General features: G+C 73.6%; 20 protein-coding genes. 7 read left to right on the top strand and 13 right to left on the bottom strand.

Annotated elements, in window-relative coordinates; translation table 11 throughout:
* The first annotated feature begins 165 nt into the window (after positions 1 to 165).
* The 5 genes from ACZ7RU_RS13535 (at position 166) to ACZ7RU_RS13515 (ending at position 5,571) form a co-directional block, all read left to right on the top strand.
* Positions 166 to 972: a TIGR03084 family metal-binding protein gene (locus ACZ7RU_RS13535; RefSeq protein WP_470341071.1), complete on the top strand. Its 807-nt coding sequence runs from the start codon at positions 166 to 168 to the stop codon at positions 970 to 972.
* A 38-nt stretch (positions 973 to 1,010) separates the two neighbouring features.
* Positions 1,011 to 2,381, top strand: a complete 1,371-nt coding sequence (locus ACZ7RU_RS13530) for an FAD-dependent oxidoreductase (RefSeq protein WP_470341070.1) — start codon at positions 1,011 to 1,013, stop codon at positions 2,379 to 2,381.
* A 139-nt stretch (positions 2,382 to 2,520) separates the two neighbouring features.
* Positions 2,521 to 2,889 (top strand): YciI family protein, encoded by a 369-nt coding sequence (locus ACZ7RU_RS13525; protein ID WP_401108804.1) that lies wholly within the window; start codon positions 2,521 to 2,523, stop codon positions 2,887 to 2,889.
* A 101-nt stretch (positions 2,890 to 2,990) separates the two neighbouring features.
* The gene (locus ACZ7RU_RS13520) at positions 2,991 to 3,779 is read left to right on the top strand and encodes an SDR family oxidoreductase (protein WP_470341069.1); all 789 of its coding nucleotides are present in this window, start codon (positions 2,991 to 2,993) and stop codon (positions 3,777 to 3,779) included.
* A 274-nt stretch (positions 3,780 to 4,053) separates the two neighbouring features.
* Positions 4,054 to 5,571 carry an MFS transporter gene (locus ACZ7RU_RS13515; RefSeq protein ID WP_470341068.1) on the top strand — a complete coding sequence of 506 codons (1,518 nt, stop codon included), beginning with the start codon at positions 4,054 to 4,056 and terminating at the stop codon, positions 5,569 to 5,571.
* Between the two features lie 80 nt (positions 5,572 to 5,651).
* On the opposite strand, the gene ACZ7RU_RS13510 is transcribed toward ACZ7RU_RS13515, so the two are convergent.
* From ACZ7RU_RS13510 to ACZ7RU_RS13490, 5 genes are all read right to left on the bottom strand, one after another.
* On the bottom strand, positions 5,652 to 5,849 hold the full coding sequence (locus ACZ7RU_RS13510) for a ferredoxin (protein WP_470341067.1): 198 nt from the start codon (positions 5,847 to 5,849) through the stop codon (positions 5,652 to 5,654).
* Positions 5,850 to 5,860: 11 nt separating this feature from the next.
* Positions 5,861 to 7,075, bottom strand: a complete 1,215-nt coding sequence (locus ACZ7RU_RS13505) for a cytochrome P450 (protein ID WP_470341066.1) — start codon at positions 7,073 to 7,075, stop codon at positions 5,861 to 5,863.
* Positions 7,076 to 7,105: 30 nt separating this feature from the next.
* Positions 7,106 to 8,269 carry an acyltransferase family protein gene (locus ACZ7RU_RS13500; RefSeq protein ID WP_470341065.1) on the bottom strand — a complete coding sequence of 388 codons (1,164 nt, stop codon included), beginning with the start codon at positions 8,267 to 8,269 and terminating at the stop codon, positions 7,106 to 7,108.
* Positions 8,270 to 8,574: 305 nt separating this feature from the next.
* On the bottom strand, positions 8,575 to 9,219 hold the full coding sequence (locus ACZ7RU_RS13495) for a dihydrofolate reductase family protein (protein WP_470341064.1): 645 nt from the start codon (positions 9,217 to 9,219) through the stop codon (positions 8,575 to 8,577).
* 144 nt (positions 9,220 to 9,363) lie between these two features.
* Positions 9,364 to 10,956, bottom strand: coding sequence for an MFS transporter (locus tag ACZ7RU_RS13490; protein WP_470341063.1), 1,593 nt, complete (start codon positions 10,954 to 10,956; stop codon positions 9,364 to 9,366).
* A 211-nt stretch (positions 10,957 to 11,167) separates the two neighbouring features.
* Here ACZ7RU_RS13490 and ACZ7RU_RS13485 point away from each other — a divergent pair, with 211 nt between their 5' ends.
* Entirely contained in the window at positions 11,168 to 11,530 is a 363-nt protein-coding gene (locus tag ACZ7RU_RS13485; RefSeq protein ID WP_470341062.1) for a YciI family protein, read from the top strand.
* A 4-nt stretch (positions 11,531 to 11,534) separates the two neighbouring features.
* A complete protein-coding gene (locus ACZ7RU_RS13480; RefSeq protein ID WP_470341061.1) occupies positions 11,535 to 12,785 on the top strand; it encodes an RNA polymerase sigma factor in 1,251 nt (416 codons plus the stop codon).
* 6 nt (positions 12,786 to 12,791) lie between these two features.
* On the opposite strand, the gene ACZ7RU_RS13475 is transcribed toward ACZ7RU_RS13480, so the two are convergent.
* Genes ACZ7RU_RS13475 through ACZ7RU_RS13440 form a run of 8 tightly spaced genes read right to left on the bottom strand, consistent with a single transcriptional unit; the run spans position 12,792 to position 21,178 of the window.
* On the bottom strand, positions 12,792 to 14,180 hold the full coding sequence (locus ACZ7RU_RS13475; RefSeq protein WP_470341060.1) for an alkaline phosphatase family protein: 1,389 nt from the start codon (positions 14,178 to 14,180) through the stop codon (positions 12,792 to 12,794).
* On the bottom strand, positions 14,177 to 15,295 hold the full coding sequence (gene eboE / locus ACZ7RU_RS13470) for a metabolite traffic protein EboE (RefSeq protein ID WP_470341059.1): 1,119 nt from the start codon (positions 15,293 to 15,295) through the stop codon (positions 14,177 to 14,179). The genes ACZ7RU_RS13475 and eboE overlap by 4 nt, the downstream gene beginning before the upstream one ends.
* Positions 15,292 to 16,152: a TatD family hydrolase gene (locus ACZ7RU_RS13465; protein ID WP_470341058.1), complete on the bottom strand. Its 861-nt coding sequence runs from the start codon at positions 16,150 to 16,152 to the stop codon at positions 15,292 to 15,294. The genes eboE and ACZ7RU_RS13465 overlap by 4 nt, the downstream gene beginning before the upstream one ends.
* Positions 16,149 to 16,856: an EboA domain-containing protein gene (locus tag ACZ7RU_RS13460; protein ID WP_470341057.1), complete on the bottom strand. Its 708-nt coding sequence runs from the start codon at positions 16,854 to 16,856 to the stop codon at positions 16,149 to 16,151. The genes ACZ7RU_RS13465 and ACZ7RU_RS13460 overlap by 4 nt, the downstream gene beginning before the upstream one ends.
* Positions 16,853 to 17,752, bottom strand: a complete 900-nt coding sequence (locus ACZ7RU_RS13455; RefSeq protein ID WP_470341056.1) for a sugar phosphate isomerase/epimerase family protein — start codon at positions 17,750 to 17,752, stop codon at positions 16,853 to 16,855. Before ACZ7RU_RS13455 ends, ACZ7RU_RS13460 begins: the two co-directional genes overlap by 4 nt.
* The gene (locus ACZ7RU_RS13450; RefSeq protein WP_470341055.1) at positions 17,749 to 18,693 is read right to left on the bottom strand and encodes an SCO3242 family prenyltransferase; all 945 of its coding nucleotides are present in this window, start codon (positions 18,691 to 18,693) and stop codon (positions 17,749 to 17,751) included. The genes ACZ7RU_RS13455 and ACZ7RU_RS13450 overlap by 4 nt, the downstream gene beginning before the upstream one ends.
* Positions 18,690 to 19,856 (bottom strand): inositol-3-phosphate synthase, encoded by a 1,167-nt coding sequence (locus ACZ7RU_RS13445; protein ID WP_470341054.1) that lies wholly within the window; start codon positions 19,854 to 19,856, stop codon positions 18,690 to 18,692. Before ACZ7RU_RS13445 ends, ACZ7RU_RS13450 begins: the two co-directional genes overlap by 4 nt.
* Positions 19,857 to 19,894: 38 nt before the next feature.
* The gene (locus tag ACZ7RU_RS13440; protein WP_470341053.1) at positions 19,895 to 21,178 is read right to left on the bottom strand and encodes a PQQ-dependent sugar dehydrogenase; all 1,284 of its coding nucleotides are present in this window, start codon (positions 21,176 to 21,178) and stop codon (positions 19,895 to 19,897) included.
* Positions 21,179 to 21,749 lie beyond the last annotated feature (571 nt).

Raw genomic sequence — 21,749 nt, 5'->3', positions numbered from 1 at the left:
ACGAGCGGTGCGCGGGGCGTACAGCACGAGCAGAGAAGCCCGCCGATCCGCACCCGGCCAATACTGGGCTGGCCCCCGATCCGACGCCGCGCACCGCGCGTCGAGCAGGCGTCGGCATCCGGATCCCCTGGACGGAACCGGACCCCCGTGACGGAAGGAAGAGGCATGGCCGACTCGCAGGACGTGACAGCCGCACTGAAGGCCGACGGCGACGCCGTCGAAGCCCTGGTGGCGAACCTGGCGGACGCCGACTGGGAGCGGCCCACGCCGGCGCCCGGCTGGACCGTCGCCCACCAGATCGCCCACCTCGCGGCCACCTTCAAGCTGGCGGGCACCGCCGCGGCCGACCCCGAGGCGTTCAAGGCGCTGGCCGCGGGCGTCGGGCAGGACTTCGACGGTGCGGTGCAGCAGTCCCTCAAGCCCTACCTGGCCTCCGGCACGCCGAAGATCCTGCTGGAGCGCTGGAACGCCGAGCGGCGGATGGCCGAGCAGGCCCTGGCGGCCGTCCCGGCGGGGCAGCTGGTGCCGTGGCTGGTCCGCCCGCTGCCGGCGCCCGTGCTGGCCGCCGCCGGCATGATGGAGCTGTTCGGCCACGGCCAGGACATCGCCGACGCCCTCGGGGTGCCCCGCGAGCACACCGACCGGCTCCGCTACCTGGTCGAATTCGCCGTCCGCACCTGGGACTTCGGCTACCAGGCGCGCGGGCTCACCACACCCGACAGCGAGTTCCGCTTCGAGATCACCGCGCCGTCGGGCGCCGTCTGGGAGTTCGGCCCCGCCGACGCGGAGCAGCGCGTCAGCGGCCCCGCCGTCGACTTCTGCCTCCTGGTGACCCGGCGCCGGCACCGTGACGACCTCGCCCTGACCGCCGAGGGCAAGGAGGCCGACGGCTGGCTCGACCTCGCCCAGGCCTACCGCGGCCCGGCCGGCGAGGGTCGCACCCCGGGCCAGTTCGGGCCGTCCGCCACCTGACCGCACCCGTCCGGAATCCGTAGAGAGAGGGGACCTTCATGGCCACCCGTACCGACGAATGTGCCGTGGTTCTCGGCGGAAGCATTGCGGGCCTGCTGGCGGCCAGGGTGCTCTCCGAGTCCTATCCCCGGGTCGTCGTCGTCGAACGCGACCGGATCCTCGGGGTCCAGGGGCCGCGCCGCGGCGTCCCGCACGGCAACCACGCCCACGGGCTGGTCGCCCGCGGCCACCAGATCATGGAGTCACTGTTCCCGGGCCTCACCGACGAGTTGATCGCCGCGGGGGTACGGCCCGGGGACTTCAGCAACGACATCCAGTGGTACTTCAACGGGCTGCGGCTGCGTCCCGCCCGCACCGGTCTGCCGTCCGTGCCCGCCACCCGGCCGGTGCTCGAGTACCACCTGCGCGAGCGGGTGCGGAAGCTGCCGGAGGTGTCGTTCCTGGAGGAGCACGACGTCATCGCCCCGGTGGCCGACGCCGCCGGGCACCGGGTCACCGGGGTCAGGGTGCAGGCGCGCACCCCCGGGGCCGAGGAGCGGACGATCTCCGCGCACCTGGTCGTCGACACCACCGGCCGCGGCTCCCGGGCCCCGCTCTGGCTGGCCGACCTCGGGTACCAGGCGCCCCCCGAGGAACGGATCGAGATCGACCTGGCGTACACCACCCGCCACTACCGGCTGGAGAAGGACCCGTTCGGCAGTGACATCGCCATCATCCCGGCCGCCACGCCCTCGCACCCGCGCGGGGCGTTCTTCTACCGGGTGCCCGGCGACGACAACCGGGTGGAGCTGTCGGTGACCGGGCTCCTGGGCGACCACCCGCCCACCGACCCGGAGGGGTTCCACGCCTTCGTCCGGTCGCTGCCCGTCCCCGAGATCTACGAGGCGATCCGGGACGCCGAACCCCTCGACGAGCCGACGCGCTTCCGCTACCCGGCCAGCGTCCGGCGGGACTACCACCGGCTGGAGCGCTTTCCGGCCGGACTGCTGGTGCTGGGCGACGCGGTGTGCAGCTTCAACCCCGCCTACGCCCAGGGCATGACCTCGGCCGCCCTCCAGGCGCTGGTGCTGCGCCGGCACGCCGCCGGGCGGCGGCTGCCCAGGCCCCAGGCCTACTTCCGCGACATCGCCCGGGAGATCCGCTCCCCCTGGTCCTTCGCCGCGGTGACCGACCTGGGTTACCCGGGCGTCAAGGGCAAGCGGAACCTCCAGACCGCCCTGGTCAACCGGTACGCCGCGCTGGCCCAGCGGGCGGCGGTGCACGACCCCCGGGTGACCGACGCGCTGGTGCGGATCGCCGGACTGGTGGCCACCCCACAGTCCCTGATGCACCCTCGGACGCTGCTGCGCGTCCTGCGCGCCGCCCGCCGCCCGCTGCCGCCCTCGGCCTTCGGCGTGCCCGCGCCGTGAGGCCCGCGCCGTGAGGACGTCCTGCGTCGTTCCGCTGGTACGGGAAAAAGTTTTTCGCGAGGATGTCGAAGTCGGCGGATCGGCGCCGACTTCTCAGTGAAGGCCCCACCGGGCGCCTCACGTCGCAAGGAGCAGAACGATGAAGTACCTGATCATGATGTACCCGAACGCCGACGTCCTGGCCGCGCTGCCGGAGGAGGAGCGCAACGCGGTCTTCCAGGGCCACGGCGCGTTCATGGAGAAGATCAAGGCGACCGGCGAGTTCGTCGGGACCCTGGCCCTGGCCGGCCCGGACCAGAGCTCCGTGGTGCGGGTGCGCGGCGGCGTCCCGGCGGTGACGGACGGTCCGTACGCCGAGGCCAAGGAATACGTGGGTGGTACCTACATCATCGAGGTCAAGGACCTGGCGCGCGCCCACGAGGTCGCCGCGATGATCCCGGACGCCGCTGTCGAGGGCCTCGGCATCGAGGTCCGTCCGATCGTCTTCAGCGAGGGCGCTTCCGCCTGACCGGCTGCCCGGGGGCTTCGCGGCCCCCGGGCTCCGTCCCGCCCCTCGGTAGTCCGTGCGCACTGTCGTCGAGAGCACTGTTATCGAGAGAGGACGAACACATGAAGGTTCCGGAGCTGCTCCGAGACAAGGTCGTCGTCGTGTCGGGCGTGGGGGCCGGTCTCGGCCGGACGCTGGCCGTGCGGTGCGCCGAGGCCGGGGCCGACGTGGTGCTCGCGGCCCGTACGTCGTCCTACCTGGACGAGGTGGCCAAGGCCGTCGAGGAGACCGGGCGCCGCGCACTGGCGGTGCCCACCGACATCACCGATCCGGCCGCCGCGAGCGCACTGGTCGACGCCGCGCTCGGCGAGTTCGGCCGGGTCGACACCCTGATCAACAACGCGCTGGTGGAGCCGCCGCACACCGAGCTGCGGGACACCGACCTGGACGACGTCCGCCTCGGCATGGAGGTGACCGTCTACGCGGCGCTGCGGCTGTCGAAGCTGTTCACGCCGGCCCTGCGGGACAGCCGCGGCTCGATCGTCATGGTCAACTCGTCGGTCCTGCGGCACTCCAAGCGTGCCTGCGGCGCCTACAAGATCGCCAAGTCGGGGCTGCTCGCGGCGGCCCAGATGCTCTCCACCGAGCTGGGCCCGGAGGGGATCCGGGTGAACACCGTGGCACCCGGGCCGATGTGGACCGACAAGGTGAAGGACTTCATCGGCGGGCTCGCCGAGATGCGCGGCCTGACGCTGGAGGAGGGCTACCAGGAGGTGGCCTCCGACATGGACCTGCGCCGGTTGCAGACCCCGGAGGAGACCGCCGATGTGGTGATCTTCCTGGCGTCGGACCTGGCGCGCGCCGTCACGGGCCACTGCCTCGACGTCAACTGCGGCGAGTACCACCACTGATCCCGCGTCCGCCGCGTGCGCCCCGGCGGCCGGCGGACCACCGGTCGCCGCGGACCGGACGTGTCCCAGAACAGTCGAACAGATGTCCAGTCGTGGAGCCGATGGTGTCGACCACCATCGGCTCCACGCGTCTGACCAGCGACGACGCCCCAGCCGCCGGGGCCGTGCGGAAGTCATCTGAAAAAAGTTCCGCGAACCGGCGCAAGAATCGGTCGGCTGCTTCGACAACGTAGTGAGCGACCTTCCGAAAATGAGCGAGAGGAACAACACGGCCATGTCCGTCACTACAGCGGAGACAGACCTCCCCCGCACCACCGCACGGCCCTGGCTGGCACTCGCGGTCCTCGCGCTGCCGACCCTGCTGGTCGCGCTCGACGCGAACGTCCTGTTCCTGGCGCTGCCCGAACTCACCGCCGACCTGGGCGCCAGCAGCGTCCAGCAGTTGTGGATCACCGACGCCTACGGCTTCATGGTCGCCGGCCTGGTGATCACCATGGGCACGGTCGGTGACCGGATCGGGCGCCGCAAGCTCCTGATGGCGGGCATGGCGGTGTTCGCGCTGGCCTCGCTGGTCTGCGCCTGGGCGACCAGCCCGATCATGCTGATCACGGCGCGCGGGGTGCAGGGCATCGCGGGTGCCACGCTGATGCCCTCCACCCTCGCGCTGATCACCAACATCTTCCGCGACGACAAGCAGCGCGGGAAGGCCATCTCGATCTGGGCCACCTGCACCTTCACCGGCGCCGCGCTCGGGCCCGTGCTCGGCGGCGTGCTGCTCGCGCCGTTCTGGTGGGGCGCGGTGTTCCTGCTCGCCGTCCCGGTCGCGGCCGTGGTGCTGATCGCCGGGCCCGTGCTGCTCCCGGAGTTCCGCCCCGAGCAGTCCCGGAGCCTGGACCTGACCAGCGTCGTGCTCTCCCTGCTGGGCATCCTCCCGGTGGTCTACGCGATCAAGGTGCTCAGCCTGGGTACCGGCAGCACGGTGACCGGTGTGGTGTCGCTGGTCGTCGGCCTGCTGTTCGGCACCGTGTTCGTGCGCCGCCAGCTCAAGGGCGACGACCCGCTGCTCGACCTGCGGCTCTTCGCGAACAGCTCGTTCACCGTCATGCTGACCGCGCTGGCGCTGGCCGGGATGGTCCTGGCGGGCACCGCCCTGAACGTCACCCAGCTGCTGCAGACGGTGCTCGGCTACACCCCGCTCGCCTCGGCCCTGTGGTTCGTCCCGATGGGTCTGTGCATGGCGGTGGGCACGATGTCCACGCCGGCCCTGATCCGTTCGATCCAGCCGCGGACCGCGATCATCGGCGGCATGTTCCTCTCCGCGATCGGCGCCGCGGTGCTGATCATGGTGAACGGCGACCACGGCCCCTGGCCGATCGTGCTCGGCACCGCCGTCATCGGCCTGGGCGCCGGCCCGATGTTCGCGCTCGGCATCGGCCTGGTGGTCGGCTCGGTGCCGCCGGAGCGCGCCGGTTCGGCCGCCTCGATGGCGGAGACCGCGAACTACCTCGGCGGCGCGCTCGGCCTGGCCGTGCTCGGCACGATCGGCTCCGCGGTCTACAGCAGCGAGATGAGCGGTGAAGGCTCCGCGCAGGCCCGGGAGACCGTCGCCGGTGCCGCCGCCGAGGCCACGAAGCTCGGGGCGGACGCCTCCGCGGCGCTGCTCAAGACGGCGCACGCGGCGTTCGTGAGCGGCCTGAACGCCGTCGCCGCCGTCTCGGCCGCGGTCTTCGTGGTGCTGGCCCTCCTGGCGGGGTTCTACTTCCAGCGGGCGGCCCGCAGCAGCGGCGAGTGAGCTGACGGAGCCGACCCGACGAGGCCGGCGCGGGACCCTCGGGTCCCCGCGCCGGCCTCGTCCGTTCCGCCCCTGCTCCGCTACTCCTCGATCAGGGAGAGGGTGCGGGTCGGGCACTCGTCGACCGCCGTCCGCGCGCCCGCCAGCTGGGCGCCCGCGACCCGTTCGGTCAGCACCACCACGGTCCCGTCCTGGTCGCTCTGGTCGAACAGGTCGGGCGCCGCGAGGTAGCACCGGCCCGCGCCGATGCAGCGGTCTTCGTCGGTCCGGATCCGCATGGGTTCCTCCCTCACCAGGTGACCGGCAGCGCGTGCAGGCCGTAGTTGACGTGCTCCTCCTTGAACCGCAGCGCCTCCATCGGCTCGGCCAGCCGCAGCTCGGGGATGCGCTCGAACAGGGTGCTCAGGACGACCTCCAGTTCGGTCCGCGCCAGGTGCTGACCGATGCACTGGTGCGCGCCGAAGCCGAAGGCCAGGCTGCGGTCGACGCGGTCGAGGTCGAAGGCGTCCGGGTCCTGGAACCGCTGCGGGTCCCGGTTGGCCCCCACCGTCAGGCCGAGCACGCCCTCGCCGGCCGCGATCCGGACCCCGCCGATCTCGACGTCCTCCAGGGCCACCCGGGAGTTGGCGATCTCCGCGATGGTGAAGTACCGCACCAACTCGTCGATCGCCGCGGGCCAGCGCGACGGGTCGGCGGCCAGCGACTTGCGCAGCACCGGGCGGTCCAGGAGCAGCATGGCGCCCAGCCCGATGACGTTCGCGATGGTCTCGTGGCCCGCCATCAGCAGCATGAAGGCCATGCCGACCAGGTCGCGGTGGTCGGGGACGCCCGGCTCGCCCCGCCGCGCCGCGAGCCGGCCGATCAGGTCGTCGGTCGGCGTTCGCTCCTTCTCGGTGACCATCCCGTCCATGTAGCCCATGAGTTCGGCCATCGCCGCCGTGCCGGCCTCGGGCGTGGTGGCGTTCATCACCGTGAAGGAGATCCGCAGGAAGAACTCGCGGTCGGCGAACGGGACACCGAGCAACTCGCAGATCACGAGCAGCGGGACCGGGTTGGCGAAGGCGTCGATCAGGTCGACGGGACGTGGGCCGGCCAGCAGCCGCTCGACGTACTCGTCGGTGATCTCCTGGATCCGGGGCCGCAACCGGTTGACGCTGCGGGGGGTGAAGTCCGCGGCCACCGCGCGCCGGGCCAGGGTGTGTTCGGGCGGGTCCATCCCGACCAGGGAGGTGGAGAACTCGGGCGGGGGGACTTGGTGGTCCATCATCAGCGGGTATCCCGGGCGGCGCAGGTCGGAGCTGAACCGGTTGTCGCCCAGCATCGCCTTGACGTCCTCGTAGCGGGCCGCCGCCCAGGCGAGCCTGCCGCTGGGCAGTCGGACCTTGCCGAGGGTCGGCCGGTCGAGGAGCTCCTGGTAGCCGGCCGGCAGGGTGTACGGGCAGGTCCGGCGCATCGGGTAGTCCGGGTGCTCGGCGTGGTCGGTCGGGTGGGCCGCTTCGGCCATGGCTGTCTCCGATCGTGGGGTGATCGTCGGTCAGGTCTGTGGCTGAGGTTCCGGGTTCGGTCGCTGGGGCGCGCGCTGGGCCGCAGGCCGGCTCCACCGGCGGATGGCCGGCATCTCGACGGTGACGTGCAGGACCCAGGAGACCGCGACGCACAGGACGTAGAGGGCGACGACGAACGCGACGGCGGCGGGAGTGTCGAACGCCGTGGGGGTGTATGAGTGGGCGTAGCCCACCAGTTCGCCCGCGAACGCCGCGTGCACCGCGAACATCACGGTGAGGTGGGTGATGTAGATGGCGAAGGAGAGGTCCCCGAGCCACACCATGAAGGGCGCGCTCAGGGCGGTGCGTCGGCCCGCCACGTCCTGGGCGGCGAGGGCGCCGATCAGCAGCGCGGCCGGTACGGGGTAGAGCGCCGCGATCCCGAAGGGGACGGGCAGGTGGTACAGCAGGAGGAAGACGGCGAGGTTGAGCAGGGCGGCCGGCAGGATCCGGATCCTCGGCCAGCTGCCGGAGGCAACGATCCGGGCGAGGAACATGCCGATGAGGAAGTCGATGCACCGGACGGGCGGGAAGAAGTACAGCGCCCACAGCTGGGGCCAGGACCCCGCGGGGTAGAACTGGCTCGGCGGGAACCCCGAGAGCAGCGGGTAGCTGATCGCCGGGATCAGGACGGCGGTCGCGCCGAGACCGATGATCCAGGACCACAGCGCCCGGGTGCCGAGCCGCCGGACGAACCGGATCAGCAGCGGGAACATCGCGTAGCAGAGCATCTCCACCGCGAGCGTCCACGTCGCGCCGTTGAACTGGTACATGATCAGGTCCTGGGAGGGCCACCAGTTCTGCACCAGGAAGAGGTTGGCGACGGCCGGCCCCCACCTGATCGTCTCGCCCGCGGCGGCGAACTGGGTCAGTGCGAGGACGGCGAGCAGGACGTGGGACGGGCCGATGCGCATCACCCTGCGCCGCCAGAAGCCGGTCGCGCTCTGGCCGGGCTTGGCCGACCAGGTGAGGACGAACCCGCTGATGACGAGGAAGAACGACACCGCGAGGAACGCGAGCCGCCCGTCGCCCGTGAGGGTGTTGAAGACGGAGAGGGCGTTCGGGTCCTTGAAGGCGCCGAGGACGAGTGCGTGGCTCGCGAAGACGAAGACGACGCCGACGGCCCGCAGGCCCTCCAGTGATGGCAGCTTCATCGTTCTCGCCGGTAGTGGTGAGTTCACGGGTAACCCCTTTCTCCGAGGCGGAACGCCGGAGCGGCACCATCCGGATGTCGGTGGGCGCGCGGCGCTACTCGCGTGTTAGTCGTAACCGGGGGGCCGGATTCGACAACGTGATTTCTTCCAACGTGCTGCCCGTGGATCTCCGGTCGGCGGCTCGGCCCGGGCCCGGACACGACGGTGGCCGGGGCGAAGGCCCCGGCCACGGCTACGCGGTGACGGTACGTCACACACGGTGTCGAGTTGTCATGCGGAGGGTGCGCGGTCGTGAGCGCCGGCCGTCACCGCCGCCAGAACAGCAGGTGGGTGACGCCGCTGGGGCTGGGCACGGTGTCCAGGTGGTAGCGGTCGAGCAGCTCGGTGTGGCTCTCCCAGAGCCGCTCCCCCCGGCCGAGGTCGACCGGCGCGACGGCGAAGTGCATGGTGTCGACCAGGCCGGCGTCGATGAACTCGCGGACGGTGGTGACCCCGCCGCTGATGCGCACGTTCCGGTCCCCGGCGGCCTCCTTGGCGTGCTTCAGCGCCTCGGCCGGGGTCGCGTTGAGGAAGTGGAAGGTGGTGTCGGAGAGCGTGAAGGAGGGGCGCTCGTAGTGGGTGAGCACGAAGACCGGCGCGTGGAACGGCGGGTTCGGCCCCCACCAGCCCTTCCACTCGTGGTTCTCCCACGGGCCGCGCTGGGGACCGAACTTGTTGCGTCCCATGATCACCGCGCCCGGCGGGCGGGCGTGGTCGCGGGTCAGGTAGTCGTCCAGGCCGCGGGTGCCGCCGGGGTCGGTGCGGTTCACCCAACTCGCGGTGGCACCCGCCCAGGAGAAGAAGGGGGAGGGGTCCGCGTGGCCGAAGGGCCGTTCCAGGGACTGCCCCTCGCCCGCCCCGAACCCGTCGCGCGACAGGTTGAAGCACTGCACCGACACCAGCTGCGACATGCGTTCCGCACCTTTCCTCGTGGGGCGATCACGGCACCCGTACGACCGGGCGCCCGCGCCGCCAACGACCGGAGCGGAGGCGGGGGCACGGTGCGGTACGCCGTACGAGTGATCGCCGCGACGGGCGGGCGGTGCGGAGGGCGGTCAGCCGGCCGCGGGGGCGGTGCCCGGGTCCGCCGGGTGCCCGTCGGCGGCGCCGCCCGGGGGCCGGCCGGTGGGCGGCAGGTGGCGCAGCAGGGCGGTCACCAGGGCGGCGGTGGCGAGCAGCAGGACGCCGGCCACGGTGACCACGGTGTGGAGTTCGTCGGCGAAGGCGGCCCGGGCGGGGGTCAGGAGGGCGTCGGCGACCTCGCCGGAGAGCGAACGGGCGGCCTCCTGGGCGCCGTTGAGGGAGTCCCGGGCGGCCCGGGCGGCGTCGGCGGGCAGACCGTCGGGCAGGTCGAGCGCGCCGCGGTAGACGGCGGCGCCGACGCTGCCGAGGGCCGCGATGCCGAGGGCGAAGCCGAGTTGGCCGCTGGTCTCGTTGAGCGCGGCCGCCGAGCCGGCCTTCTCCACCGGGGCGGAGCCCATGACCAGACCCATGCCGAGGGTGACCATCGGGCCGGAGCCGAGGAAGACCACGGCGAAACCGGCGATCAGCACCGCGGGGCTGGACCCGGGCTCCGCCCTGGTGATCACCAGCATGCCGAGCGTGCAGAGGACCAGGCCGCCGCCGATGAGGTACGCCGGACGGAAGCGCTGGCCGAGCCGTGGGGAGAGGGTGAAGGAGACCGTGTTGGCGGCGATCGCCGGCAGCATCCACAGGCCCGCGTGGAACGGGTCGCGCCCGTACAGCAGCTGGAGGGTCTGGGTGACGAAGAACATCACCGCGCCGGTGAGCATGGTGCCGAGGAACAGGCTGAGCAGCGCCGCGGTGAAGGCGCGGTGGCCGAACAGGCTCAGGTCCAGCAGCGGGTGCGGGAGGTGGCGCTGGCGGTGGACGAAGAGGATGCCGAACCCGACGCCGGCCAGCACGGCCGCGATCGGCATCGGCTGCCAGCCGTCCTCGGCGATCTCCTTCAGGCCCCAGATGGCGGGGAGGACGGCGGCCAGCGACTCCAGCACGCTGACCAGGTCCAGGCGCCCGGCGTCGGGGTCGCGGAACTCGGGCAGCAGGACCGGGCCGAGCACGAGCAGCAGCACCATCGCGGGGACGCCGAGCAGGAAGGCCGAGCCCCACCAGAAGTGGGCGAGCATGCCGCCGCCGATGATCGGTCCGGCGACGGCGCCGACCGAGAAGCACGCGCCCCAGATGCCGAAGGCGGCGCCGCGCTGCCGGGCGTCCTGGAACATGGTGGTGATCAGCGAGAGCGTGCTCGGTGCGAGGGTGGCGCCGGCGATGCCGAGCAGGGCGCGCGCCGCGATCAGCATGGCGGGGCTGACGGCGTAGGCGGAGGCGACGGACGCGACGCCGAACGCCGCGGCGCCGATGAGCAGCAGCCGGCGCCGGCCGATGCGGTCGCCGAGCGAGCCCATGGTGACGAGCAGGCCGGCGAGCATGAACGAGTAGATGTCGGTGATCCACAACTGCTGCACGCCACCGGCCCCGAGGGCGTCCGCCACGCTGGGCAGGGCCAGCAGCATGACGAAGACGTCGATCGAGACCAGCAGGGCGGGCAGGGCGAGGACGGCCAGCCCGATCCACTCCCGCCGTCCGGCCCGGGGCGCGGGCGCGCTGGGGGGTGTGGTGTCGCTCATCGCGGGGTCCTTCCGGATTCTCGGGGCACGTGGCACCCGCGGGTGCCGTCACACCCGGTACGTCGGACCAGGCGACACGGTCTCGACGTCCGCGCCGGAAACCCGGGCGGAGCGCCGTGATCCCGGGTTGGATGTCGAGGGCGCCCCTCCGGCGGCGACGTCTCAGGTGCATGGCACCAGTCCGCCGTACGAGGGACCAAGGAATGATGAGATGAAGTACATGCTGTTGATCCACATGAACCCGGTAGTCTGGGACGGCTTGTCCGAGAGAGAGCGCAACGAGGTCTTCGCCGGACACGCCACGTTCCAGCAGAAGATCCTCGACTCCGGTGAGATGGTGGTGACCCAGGCCCTCGCCGATCCGTCCGGCAGTGCCACGGTCCGTGTCCGCGCCGGCCGGCCCGCGGTCTCCGACGGCCCCTACCTGGCCGGCAGGGAGTTCCTGGCCGGGTACTACCTGGTCGAGTGCGCGTCCAGGGAACGCGCGATCGAATTGGCGGGCCAGATCCCCGACGCCCGGTACACGGGCATCGAGGTCCGCCAGGTCGTCTTCGAAGCCGATACGGAGAGCTGAGCCGATGAACCGTGACGTCCGGGTCGAGGACCTGCTCCGATCACTCGCACCGCAGGTCCTCGGCGCGGTCGTCCGCCGCTACGGGCACTTCGACGCCTGCGAGGACGCCGTCCAGGACGCCCTGCTGGCCGCCGCCGTCCAGTGGCCCGAACAGGGCGTGCCCGGCAACCCCCGGGCCTGGCTGATCACCGTGGCCGCCCGCCGGGTGATCGACGGGCTGCGCAGCGAGCAGGCCCGCCAGCGCCGCGAGGCCACCGCCGCCGCGCTCACCCCGACCGACGAGACGGTGACGCCCGGCCCGGGCGAGGAGCCGAAGGCGGCCGCGCAGGACGACATGCTCACCCTGCTGTTCCTCTGCTGCCACCCCTCGCTCACCCCCGGCTCGCAGGTCGCGCTGACCCTCCGGGCGGTCGGGGGTCTGACCACCGTGCAGATCGCGCACGCCTTCCTGGTCCCCGAGGCGACCATGGCCCAGCGGATCAGCCGGGCCAAGCAGCGGATCAAGTCCACCGGGTCGTCGTTCCGGATGCCTCCGCAGAGCGAGCGCAAGGAGCGGCTGGGGGTCGTGCTCCAGGTGCTCTACCTGATCTTCAACGAGGGCTACACCACCACCAGCGGCCCCGACCTCCTCCAGCCCGAACTCGCCCGCGAGGCCATCCGCCTCACCCGTGAGCTGCACCGGCTGCTGCCCGAGGAGGGCGAGGTGGCGGGCCTGCTGGCGCTGATGCTGCTGACCGACGCCCGCCGGCCGGCCCGCACCCGGCCCGACGGCAGCCTCGTCCCGCTCGCCGAGCAGGACCGCTCGGCCTGGAACCAGTCCGCGCTCAAGGAGGGGCTGGCCCTGATAGCCGAGACCCTGCCGCGGATGGTGGCCGGGCCGTACCAGGTGCAGGCGGCCATCGCCGCCGTGCACGGCGAGGCCGCGCACGCCGAGGACACCGACTGGACGCAGATCATGGCGCTGTACGAGGTGCTGGAGGAGATGTCCCCCGGCCCGATGGTGACCCTCAACCACGCCGTCGCCCGGGGGATGGCCCTCGGCCCGGCGGCCGGACTCGAACTGCTCGCCACCCTGGAGGCCGACGGCCGGCTCGCGGACCACCACCGGCTCGCCGCGGTCCGCGCCCACCTGCTGGAGATGAACGGCGACCGGGAGGCGGCCCGGAACAGCTTCCGGGAGGCGGCCCGGCGCACCGGCAGCATCCCCGAGCGGCGCTACCTGGAGACCAGGGCCGAGGCGCTCAACGACCGGTGACGGCCGTCAGCCCGTGAGCCCCTGGAGCCCCAGCAGCAGTGCGGGGACGTCGGTGGCGCCGATCGCGCCGGACGCGTCGAGGACGGGCTGCCAGGCCGGGTCCGAGCAGATCAGCACGGGGCCGTCGGCGGGCGAGTCCGGGAGGCGGCCGTGCGAACCGCGGACCCAGGTCGGATCCAGCGGCACCACGTTCATGGTGTGGCGCAGGCCGAGCTTCTTGCGGGCCAGACCGAGCGCGGCCCGCGCCCTGGCCAGCGGGTCCGCCGGGTCGAAGAACAGCTCGGCCGGGTCGTAGCCGGGCTTGCGGTGGATCTCGACGGACCGCGCGAAGTCGGGGGCCCGCGCGTCGTCCAGCCAGTAGTAGTAGGTGAACCAGGAGTCGGGGGCCGCCACCGCCACCAGCTCCCCGGAACGCGGGTGGTCGAGGCCGTGGCGCGCCTGGTCCGCGCGGTCCAGCACCTCGGCCACGCCGGGAAGCCGGAGCAGCTGGTCGCGCACCTTGGGCAGGTCCGCCCCGTCGGGGACGTAGACGTGGGCGATCTGGTGGTCGGCGACGGCGAAGGCCCGCGAGGCCCACGGGTCCAGGTACTCCATCCCGGCCTGGGTGTACACCTCCAGCAGGCCCTCCCGGCGCAGTTCGCGGTTGATGTCCACCGGGCGGCGGACCGGGGTGATGCCGTACTCGCTGAGCGCGACCACGCTCGCGCCGGACCGCTCCGCCTGCTCCAGCAGCGGCGCCAGCACGGCGTCCACCTCCCGGGCCGCCGCCACGGCCTGCGGGGAGTCGGGCCCGAAGCGCTGGAGGTCGTAGTCCAGGTGCGGGACGTAGACCAGCAGCAGGTCGGGCCGCTCGGTGCGCAGGATCCGGCGGGCCGCCGAGACGATCCAGCGGCTGGAGGCGATCCCGGCGGTCGGGCCCCAGTACTGGAAGAGCGGGAAGGGCCCCAGCTCGGCGGTGAGTTCGTCGCGCAGCCCGGCCGGCCGGGTGTAGCAGTCGGGCGACTTGCGGCCGTCGGCGTGGTAGACCGGGCGCGGGGTGACCAGCAGGTCGGTGGTGGCGCCCATGGCGTACCACCAGCAGACGTTGGCGACCCGGTAGCCGGGGTGCCGGGAGCGCGCGGTCTCCCACACCTTCGGCGTCCGGACGAGCCGGTTGTGCTGGCGCCAGAGGTGGATCTCGCCGAGGTCCCGGAAGTACCAGCCGTTGCCGACGATGCCGTGCTCGGCGGGCAGCCGGCCGGTGAGCAGCGTGGACTGCACGCTGCACGTGACGGCGGGCAGCACCGTGCGCAGCGGGGCGGACCCGCCGCGCTCGGCGAGCCGGGTGAGGTTCGGCATGTACGGCAGCAGGCGCGGGGTCAGGCCGACCACGTCCAGCAGGACCACGGGTTTCAACCGTCCACCCTTTCGCTGATCAGTTCGCGCTCGGCCCAGAGGAGTTCGGCGGCCGTCCCGGCCGGGACGTCGACGGGGGCCTCGGCCGGCCGCCCGGGCAGCACCGGCCAGGTGTACGTCTCGACCTCGACCACCGTCCGCTCCCGGACGGCCGCCACCGCCCGGCGGAGCACGTCGGTGGTGGCGCGCAGCGGTGCGGGCGGCGCGGCGTGCAGCGGCACGTGGAAGTGCACCCGCCAGGGCCCCCGGCCGGGCAGCCGGTCCAGTGCCTCCGGCAGGTCGTCGGCGGTGAGCACCCGGCCGGAGCGGTCCGACTCCCGCACCTGGTGGAGGTAGCGCGGTTCGGCGTAGTCGGCGAGCAGCCGGCGTGCCGCCGGGTCGCCCGGGTCGTCCACGTGCAGGGCGGCCGACGCCTGGATCCTGACCACCCGGACGCCGGCCCGTTCGGCGTCGGCCACCGTCCGCTCAGGGTCGGCGAAGGAGACCGCCAGGTGGCAGGTGTCCAGGCAGAGGCCGACGACGTCGAGGTCCGCCCGGGTGGCGAGCCAGCGCACGGCGTCCGCGACGTCGTCCAGCACGCAGCCCGGTTCCGGTTCGACGGCGAGCCGGATCGGCCGGCCGGCCCGGTCCGAGACGGTACGGAACGCCTCCGCGGTCCGCCGCAGCGCCTCCTCGGCGGCCCGGTCCGCGGCGGGGGACCAGGGCCGGCGCCAGGCCAGCGGCAGGGTGGAGACGCTGCCGCCGTCGGCGTCCTCGGGCAGCAGGCCGGCCAGCACGGTCGCGCAGTCGGCGGTGTAGCGGGCCCGGGCCGGTTCGGTCCAGTCCGGCCGGTACACCGCGTGCTTGACCACCCGCCGGTGGAAGCCGCCGTACGGGAAGGCGTTCATGGCGAGCACCGACAGGCTCCGGGCGTCCAGTTCGGAGCGCAGCCGGCGGAGCAGGGACGGGTCGGCGGCGAGTTCGGCCGCGGCGTCGGCGGCCAGCCACAGGCCGAGCCCGAGCCGGTCGAAGCCGGTCCGCTCGCGGATCGGGGCGGCGCAGGTGTCGAGCTGCCGGAGGATTCCCGGCAGGTCCTCGGCCGGGTGGACGTTGGTCGAGTAGCAGAGCCGGTTCACGAGCCGCCCCGGAGTACCGAGTTGCCCGCGAAGGAGGCGGCGGCGGTGTCGGCCCGGAGCTCCTCGTCGAGGATCAGTCGCCCGCTCCGGCCGTAGAACTCGACCGGATTGTGCCACAGCACGGTGTCCACGTCCGCCGCGGTGAAGCCGGCCGCCAGCATCGCCCGGCCCACCAGATGCGTCTTGAGAGGATCCGAATTCCCCCAGTCCGCAGCCGAGTTGACGAGGATCCGGGCGGTGCCGTACTCCTTCAGCACGGCGACCATCCGCTGCTCGTCCATCTTGGTGTCCGGGTAGATGGAGAAGCCCATCCAGCAGCCGGAGTCGGCGACCGTCGCCACGGTGACCTCGTTGAGGTGGTCCACCAGGACGGCGCCCGGGTCGATGCCGGACTCGCGGACCACGTCCAGGGTGCGGCGGGTGCCGGCGTGCTTGTCCCGGTGCGGGGTGTGGACCAGGGCCGGCAGCCCGTGGTCGACGGCCAGCTCCAGCTGGCGGGCGAACGCCTCGTCCTCGGCCCTGGTCATCGAGTCGTAGCCGATCTCGCCGACCGCGACCACGCCGTCCTTGCCGAGGTAGCGCGGCAGGACGTCCAGCACCTCGACGCAGCGCGGGTCGTTGGCCTCCTTGGGGTTCAGGGCGATCGCGCAGTTGTGGTTGATCCCGAACCGGGACGCCCGGAACCGCTCCCAGCCGAGCAGGCCGTCGAAGTAGTCGGTGAAGGAGCCCGGGTTGGTACGGGGCTGGCCGAGCCAGAAGGCCGGCTCGACCACGGCCCGGACCCCGGCCGCCCGCATCGCCCGGTAGTCGTCGGTGGTGCGCGAGGTCATGTGGACGTGCGGGTCGAAGATCCTCATGACCGGGCCTCCTGCGGGTGCGGGGGCACGAGCGCCAGCAGGACGGTCATGCCGAGCAGCGCCCGCAGGTCGGGGTCGATCTCCCGGCCGGCCGCCCGCCGCTCCTCGGCCAGGTCGCGGGCCATCCGCAGCAGTTCGGAGTCGGTGCGGGCGAGCAGCTCCGCCACGGCCGCCAGCGGGACCCCGGTGAACAGGCACTTCAGCACGCCGTGGCGCCACTGGTCCTGGGCCAGGTGCCGGCCCGCGAAGGGGCCCATCGCCGCCGCGACCAGCCGCGGGTCGTTGGTGCGCAGGCCGTCGGCGACCAGCTCCAGGCCGAGCCGTCGCACGCTGTCCGGCAGATCCGGCAGCGCGCGCAGCACCCCGCGCCGCTCGGCGTCGTCGCCGTGCCGGTAGAGCTTCTCGACCTCGGCCGCCAGGACCGCCCCGGGCAGGGCTCCGGCCAGCGCCGCGAGCAGCCGGCCCCGGGCCCGGTCGTCGACCGTGCCGTGCACCAGCCCCTGCGGGTCGGTGTCGGGCCGGACCGGCTCGCGTCCGACCATCCGGCCGGCCAGCGGGAACTCCTGGTGGACGGTGCCGGGCCACTCGCGGACCCGGCGCTCGGCGCGGGTCAGCCAGTCGTCCTGCGGGTCCGGCGGCGGCGTCGGCCAACTCCCGCCGTAGACGCTGGTTTCGAGCCAGCGGTGGTGCTCTGGGTTGGTCATGACTCGCGGTCTCCGATCGTGGACGACGCCGGTGCACCCGTGTGCGCCGGCGGAACGGAAACGGTCTCCTGGGCCCGGCGTATCGCCGCCAGGGCCGTCCGTGCGGTCTGCGGCGCGGCGTGGCTGTGCCGGGGCAGTTCGACCGCCGCGACGCCGGTGTAGCCGATCCCGTCGAGGGCGGCCAGCGTCGCGGCGAGGTCGAGCCGCCCCTGTCCGAACTCCAGGTGCTCGTGGACGCCCGGGAGCATGTCGTCCAGTTGGACGTTGACCAGCAGCCCGGCCGCGCGCCGCACGCACCGCGCGGCGTCCACCGGCTCGACGGCCACGCAGTGCCCGACGTCGAGGGTGATGCCGAGGGCCTCGGGCTCGCCGAGTTCGCGGCGCAGGTCGAGCGCCTGGTCGAGGTGCTGGACGACCATGCCGGGCTCGGGCTCCAGGCCGAGCCGGACGGCCCGGCGCCCTGCCTCGGCCAGGACCGGGCCGAGGTGCTCGACCAGCCGTGCGCGGTTGGTCCGCCGGTCCACCCCGGGCTCGCTCACCCCGGACCAGAAGGACACGCAGTCGGCGCCGAGCGACTCGGCGATCCGGACGGCGCGCAGCAGGAAGTCGATCCTCGGCCGGGCGTCCTCGGACACCAGTGTGGGGTGGTGCTTGCGGTAGGGGTCGAGCAGGTAGCGCGCGCCGGTCTCGACCACGCAGCGCAGGTTCGACGAGGAGAGCAGCGCCGCGAGCCGGTCGGTCTCCCGGGCCAGGTCCGGGCCGAACGGGTCGAGGTGGTGGTGGTCGAGGGTGAGGGCGACCGACGTGTAGCCCAGGTCGGCGATGACCCGGATCGCGTCGTCCAGCCGGTGGTTGGCGAACCCGTTGGTGCCGTACCCGATGGCGATCGTGCTCACGTCGGGCTCCTGCGGGCGGACAGCCGGCGGGCCAGCGGCAGGGCGGCCAGTACCAGCGCGGCGGCCGGCAGCGAGCCCCGCCGTGCGGCCAGTCCGGCCTGGAGCGGCAGCATGCCGTGGATCCCGGCCACCGTCGCGGTCCGGACCGCCGCGGCCGTGCGGTCCGGCGCCGCCGTGCGGTCCGTGCCTGCCGTGCGGTCCGTTCCTGCCGTACGGTCCGGCCCCGCCGGGGCGGACCGGGCCGGGGCGGTGGCGAGTTGGGCGGTGCCGGTGGTGGCCGCGTACCCCAGTGCGCAGAGCGCCGCGGCCGTGCGGTGCCGGGCCGAGGCGGCCCGGCCGGCGCCGGTCAGCAGGGCGGTGGCCACGGTGGCGGCCAGGGCCAGCCGGGTGTCGGCCGGGCGGCCGCCGTGGACCTCGCCGCGGGACAGCGCGGTCACGCCCAGGGTGTGGGTGGCCAGTGCCAGCGCCGGGACGCCGGCCGCCCGCCAGCGCCCGGATCCGGCGCCGAGCAGGACGTCCAGGCCGCGACAGGCCGCCATGCCCAGCGGAGCGGCCGGGGTCGGCTTCAGCACCGTGTCGTACGCCCACACCGCCGCGGTGAGCGGGACGGCGATCCGCAGCGCGTCGGCGCCGCCGGCGAGGCCGGCCAGGGCCAGCCCGGTGGCGCCGAGCCCGGCGGCCGCCGCGAGTGCGGGCCCGGGCGCGATCCGGCCGGACGGGATGGGGCGCTCGGGGCGCTCCAGCGCGTCGACCTCGCGGTCCGCCCAGTCGTTGAGCGCCATCCCCGACCAGTACAGGGCGACGGAGGCGACCGGCAGGGCCAGCCGTCGGCCGCGCAGCGGCCGGCCCGCCGCCACCGCGCCGGCCACGGTGTCCCCGAGGACGGTGAGCGCGGCCGGTGCCCGGACCAGGTCGAGCCACGGGCGCAGGGCGTCCCTCATCGGGCCACCGCGATCCGCCGCGTCCAGGACACCAGGTCCTGTTCCTGCCGGGCGAGCCGGTGCTCGTCGCTGCCGAGCGGGTCCTTGAAGAAGAAGGCCAGCGCGCCGAGCGGCCCGGAGATCCCGGCCGCGTGCGCACCGGCGACCAGCCGGGCGAGATCGAGGACCAACGGCGCGGCCAGCGTCGAGTCGTAGCCGTCCCAGGTCAGTTGCAGGCTCATCGGGGTGCCGAGGAAGCCCTCGAAGGAGACGTGGTCCCAGGCGACCTTGCGCTCGCCGAGGTCGGGCACGTGGTCGATGTGCAGCGGCGCGGTGACCTCCCCGCCGAGCAGCGCGGCCAGACCGCGGCTCTTGGACTCCAGCTTGCCCCGCGCCCGGCCCGCCACGCCGAGGTTGGCGCCGTCCCCGCCGCCGAGCAGGTTGGTCCCCGACCAGGACCGCACCCGCAGCCCGCGGGCCAGGAACATCGGCGCCAGCACGCTGCGCAGCAGGGTCTCGCCGGTCTTGCCGTCGCAGCCCGCGTACGGCAGGCCGCGCCGGTCGGCCAGCTCGGTGACCGCCGGGATGCGCAGGCCGGGCGACGGGGTGAAGTCGACGTAGGGGCAGCCGGCCGAGAACGCGGCGTACGCGCAGAGGGCGCCCGGGCCGAGCACCCGCCGCCCCGGCTGGGCGAGGGCGTGGTCGAGGGCGGCCAGGTCGGCGTGCTCGGGCCCGGGCGGGAGCGGGGGCTCGGTGGAGGAGACGTTGACCACCACGACCCGTTCCAGGCCGTGGGAGCGCCGGAAGTCCGCGATGTCGGCGGCGAGCCGGGCCGCCGCCTCGGCCTGGGTGGCCGGGGTGTCGTCGGCCGGGTCGTGGCCGCGGCGGATCTCGCGGTCGGCGGCCGCGAGTTCCCCGGCGACCGCCGACGGGAGCCAGGCGGGCAGCACCCCCGCGGCGGCGAGCTCCTCCGCCCGCTTGCCCAGCGGGGTGGGGACGACGTCGTGACCGCCGGTGACCAGCTCGGACCAGCCGGGGAAGACGCCCGGATCGAGGTCGAGCCGCTCGCTGACGCTGCCGGTCGCGGGGGCGAGCCCGGCCCGCAACGCGGCGAGCCCGCAGACGGCGGTGGTGGCCACCGACCCCCTGCCGCCGATCAGCCAAAGTCCGGTCCTGCCTGCCATGGTGCAACTCCCTTTCGGTGAGGCGGAGATGACGCGTCCTACGACTGGTCCCAGCCCGCCCAGCGCCAGAGCCGGCCGGTGCCCGGCCGGGACTCGACGCCGTGGTCGGTCATCTCGAACTCGCCGAAGTCCAGGATCAGCAGCGCGCCGTCGCCCGGAGCGAAGCCGACGTCGATCGGCCGGTGCAGCTCGGGACCGGAGGGCAGCCCCCGGGTGGACCAGTCGGACGGGTCGACCAGCAGCAGGTCGCGCCCGAGCTGGGGGCCGCCCGGCGGCAGGGTCATCGGCGCCTCGTCCCCGAACAGGGTGACCACCAGCTGTCCGGCCAGCGGCGAACCCGGCGGTGCCACGGCGAACTTGGTCGCCGCGACGTGCGACTCGAAGTCGAGCACCGGCCGCTCGGGAGGCGGGAGTTCGTCGTGGTTGGCGAGCAGGAAGGTCGGCTGCGGGCCACGGGTGGGCTTGAACGCCGGATCCGTCACCGGGATGCCGCCGATGAAGTCCGGCCACCCGTACCAGGCGCCCTCGCGCACCTCGAACAGCAGGTCGGGGGCGTTGCCGATCGGCCGGCTGCCGCGGTCGTCCGCGCCCTGGTCGACGGCCAGCAGCCGGCCGTCCGGCAGGAAGCCCAGGCCGAAGGCGTTGCGCATTCCCCAGGCCACCAGCTCCAGGTTGCCGCCGTCGAGGTCGCAGCGCAGCACGGCCGCGCTGCACGGCAGTCCGGCCGGTATCCGCTGCCCGGGCCGCGTGCGGGTGCCGAACGGGACGAACGCGCCGGTGGTGGTCCGCGCCCCGGGCCGGCCGGCCAGCGGGTCGTCCGTGGTCACGTTGACGCCGGTGAGCTCGATGTCCAGGCCGGGGATGTCGTACGAGTGCGGAAGCCGCCCCAGCCAGCCGAGTTCGTAGGCGTCCAGCCCGATGATCCCCAGGTTGGACATCGCGCCCTGGGCGAAGTACAGCTTCCCGTCCGGGCCGGCCACGGCCATGTCGACGTGGTAGTTGCCGGGGCCCGGCAGGCCGTCGACGATGACGGTCCGCTGCCCGTCCGGGCCGAGCCGGGTGATCCGGCCGGCCCCGCCCTCCGAGACGTAGAGGTGGCCCTGATGCCAGAGCAGTCCGGTCACCGGGGCGGCGAGGCCGTCGGCGACGAGGGTGCGTGACGAGGTGTCGGTTCCCGGTCCCAGGCGCCAGATCCGGCCCCCGGGGGCGGCGCCGCCGAAGGGCAGTCCGGACTCGGCCAGGTACATCCGGCCCTCGTCGTCGAACGCCAGGCTGGTCGGGAAGTCCAGGCCATCGGCCAGTACGGTGAGTGATTGCACCATGGCTCCTCCACGGTCGTGCCCACAGAAGATCCGTCGCCCCGGAACGGTCGGCGACGGTCGATGTGTAGCAGCGTCCACGAAGCATGGTCAAGAACCGCCCGAGCGCCCGCCGGTGGCCGTGCGTTTATCGGCACGGTCGGGGATTGCGCAGGTCAGGCGGTATGCGAAGGCCGTGGAAAGCGGCTCGGAGCGGGGCCGGGGGGCCTGCTGCGCACCGCACGACGCGAGAAGGCCCGAGCGCTCCCGCCCGTCGGTGACGCGCCGCCCGCGGGTGCCGTCCACACGTGGGCCGGAGTCCGGACCGCCGCCTTCCCATCACTCCCGGTAGTTCCCGGCGGGCTCCCTTCCCGGCTGTCGGCCGAGGCCGACGGTCGCCGGGGAGGGCGTCCACTCCGTCCCCGGCGACCGCGACCGTTGTCGAGGCAGGGGGCCTCGACCGCGCCGGGGTCCAGGCCCGGCACTTGGTAGACGGAGCCGGTGGCCGCGGATCGACATCCGGCGGGAGAATTCTCGCGAGAATCTCTGCCGCGCCGTCCGCGCCTTGAACACGGAACGCGGGAACGCGGAGCGC

This window comes from Kitasatospora sp. NPDC114501, assembly GCF_055633695.1.
This window is presented reverse-complemented; position numbering and strand designations above follow the sequence as displayed.

Coding starts and splice junctions, on each gene's coding strand:
- ACZ7RU_RS13535 (WP_470341071.1), top strand. CDS start 166: ATGGCCGACTCGCAGGACGTGACAGCCGCACTGAAGGCCGACGGCGAC.
- ACZ7RU_RS13530 (WP_470341070.1), top strand. CDS start 1,011: ATGGCCACCCGTACCGACGAATGTGCCGTGGTTCTCGGCGGAAGCATT.
- ACZ7RU_RS13525 (WP_401108804.1), top strand. CDS start 2,521: ATGAAGTACCTGATCATGATGTACCCGAACGCCGACGTCCTGGCCGCG.
- ACZ7RU_RS13520 (WP_470341069.1), top strand. CDS start 2,991: ATGAAGGTTCCGGAGCTGCTCCGAGACAAGGTCGTCGTCGTGTCGGGC.
- ACZ7RU_RS13515 (WP_470341068.1), top strand. CDS start 4,054: ATGTCCGTCACTACAGCGGAGACAGACCTCCCCCGCACCACCGCACGG.
- ACZ7RU_RS13510 (WP_470341067.1), bottom strand. CDS start 5,849: ATGCGGATCCGGACCGACGAAGACCGCTGCATCGGCGCGGGCCGGTGC.
- ACZ7RU_RS13505 (WP_470341066.1), bottom strand. CDS start 7,075: ATGGCCGAAGCGGCCCACCCGACCGACCACGCCGAGCACCCGGACTAC.
- ACZ7RU_RS13500 (WP_470341065.1), bottom strand. CDS start 8,269: ATGAAGCTGCCATCACTGGAGGGCCTGCGGGCCGTCGGCGTCGTCTTC.
- ACZ7RU_RS13495 (WP_470341064.1), bottom strand. CDS start 9,219: ATGTCGCAGCTGGTGTCGGTGCAGTGCTTCAACCTGTCGCGCGACGGG.
- ACZ7RU_RS13490 (WP_470341063.1), bottom strand. CDS start 10,956: ATGAGCGACACCACACCCCCCAGCGCGCCCGCGCCCCGGGCCGGACGG.
- ACZ7RU_RS13485 (WP_470341062.1), top strand. CDS start 11,168: ATGAAGTACATGCTGTTGATCCACATGAACCCGGTAGTCTGGGACGGC.
- ACZ7RU_RS13480 (WP_470341061.1), top strand. CDS start 11,535: ATGAACCGTGACGTCCGGGTCGAGGACCTGCTCCGATCACTCGCACCG.
- ACZ7RU_RS13465 (WP_470341058.1), bottom strand. CDS start 16,152: ATGAGGATCTTCGACCCGCACGTCCACATGACCTCGCGCACCACCGAC.
- ACZ7RU_RS13460 (WP_470341057.1), bottom strand. CDS start 16,856: ATGACCAACCCAGAGCACCACCGCTGGCTCGAAACCAGCGTCTACGGC.
- ACZ7RU_RS13450 (WP_470341055.1), bottom strand. CDS start 18,693: ATGAGGGACGCCCTGCGCCCGTGGCTCGACCTGGTCCGGGCACCGGCC.
- ACZ7RU_RS13445 (WP_470341054.1), bottom strand. CDS start 19,856: ATGGCAGGCAGGACCGGACTTTGGCTGATCGGCGGCAGGGGGTCGGTG.
- ACZ7RU_RS13440 (WP_470341053.1), bottom strand. CDS start 21,178: ATGGTGCAATCACTCACCGTACTGGCCGATGGCCTGGACTTCCCGACC.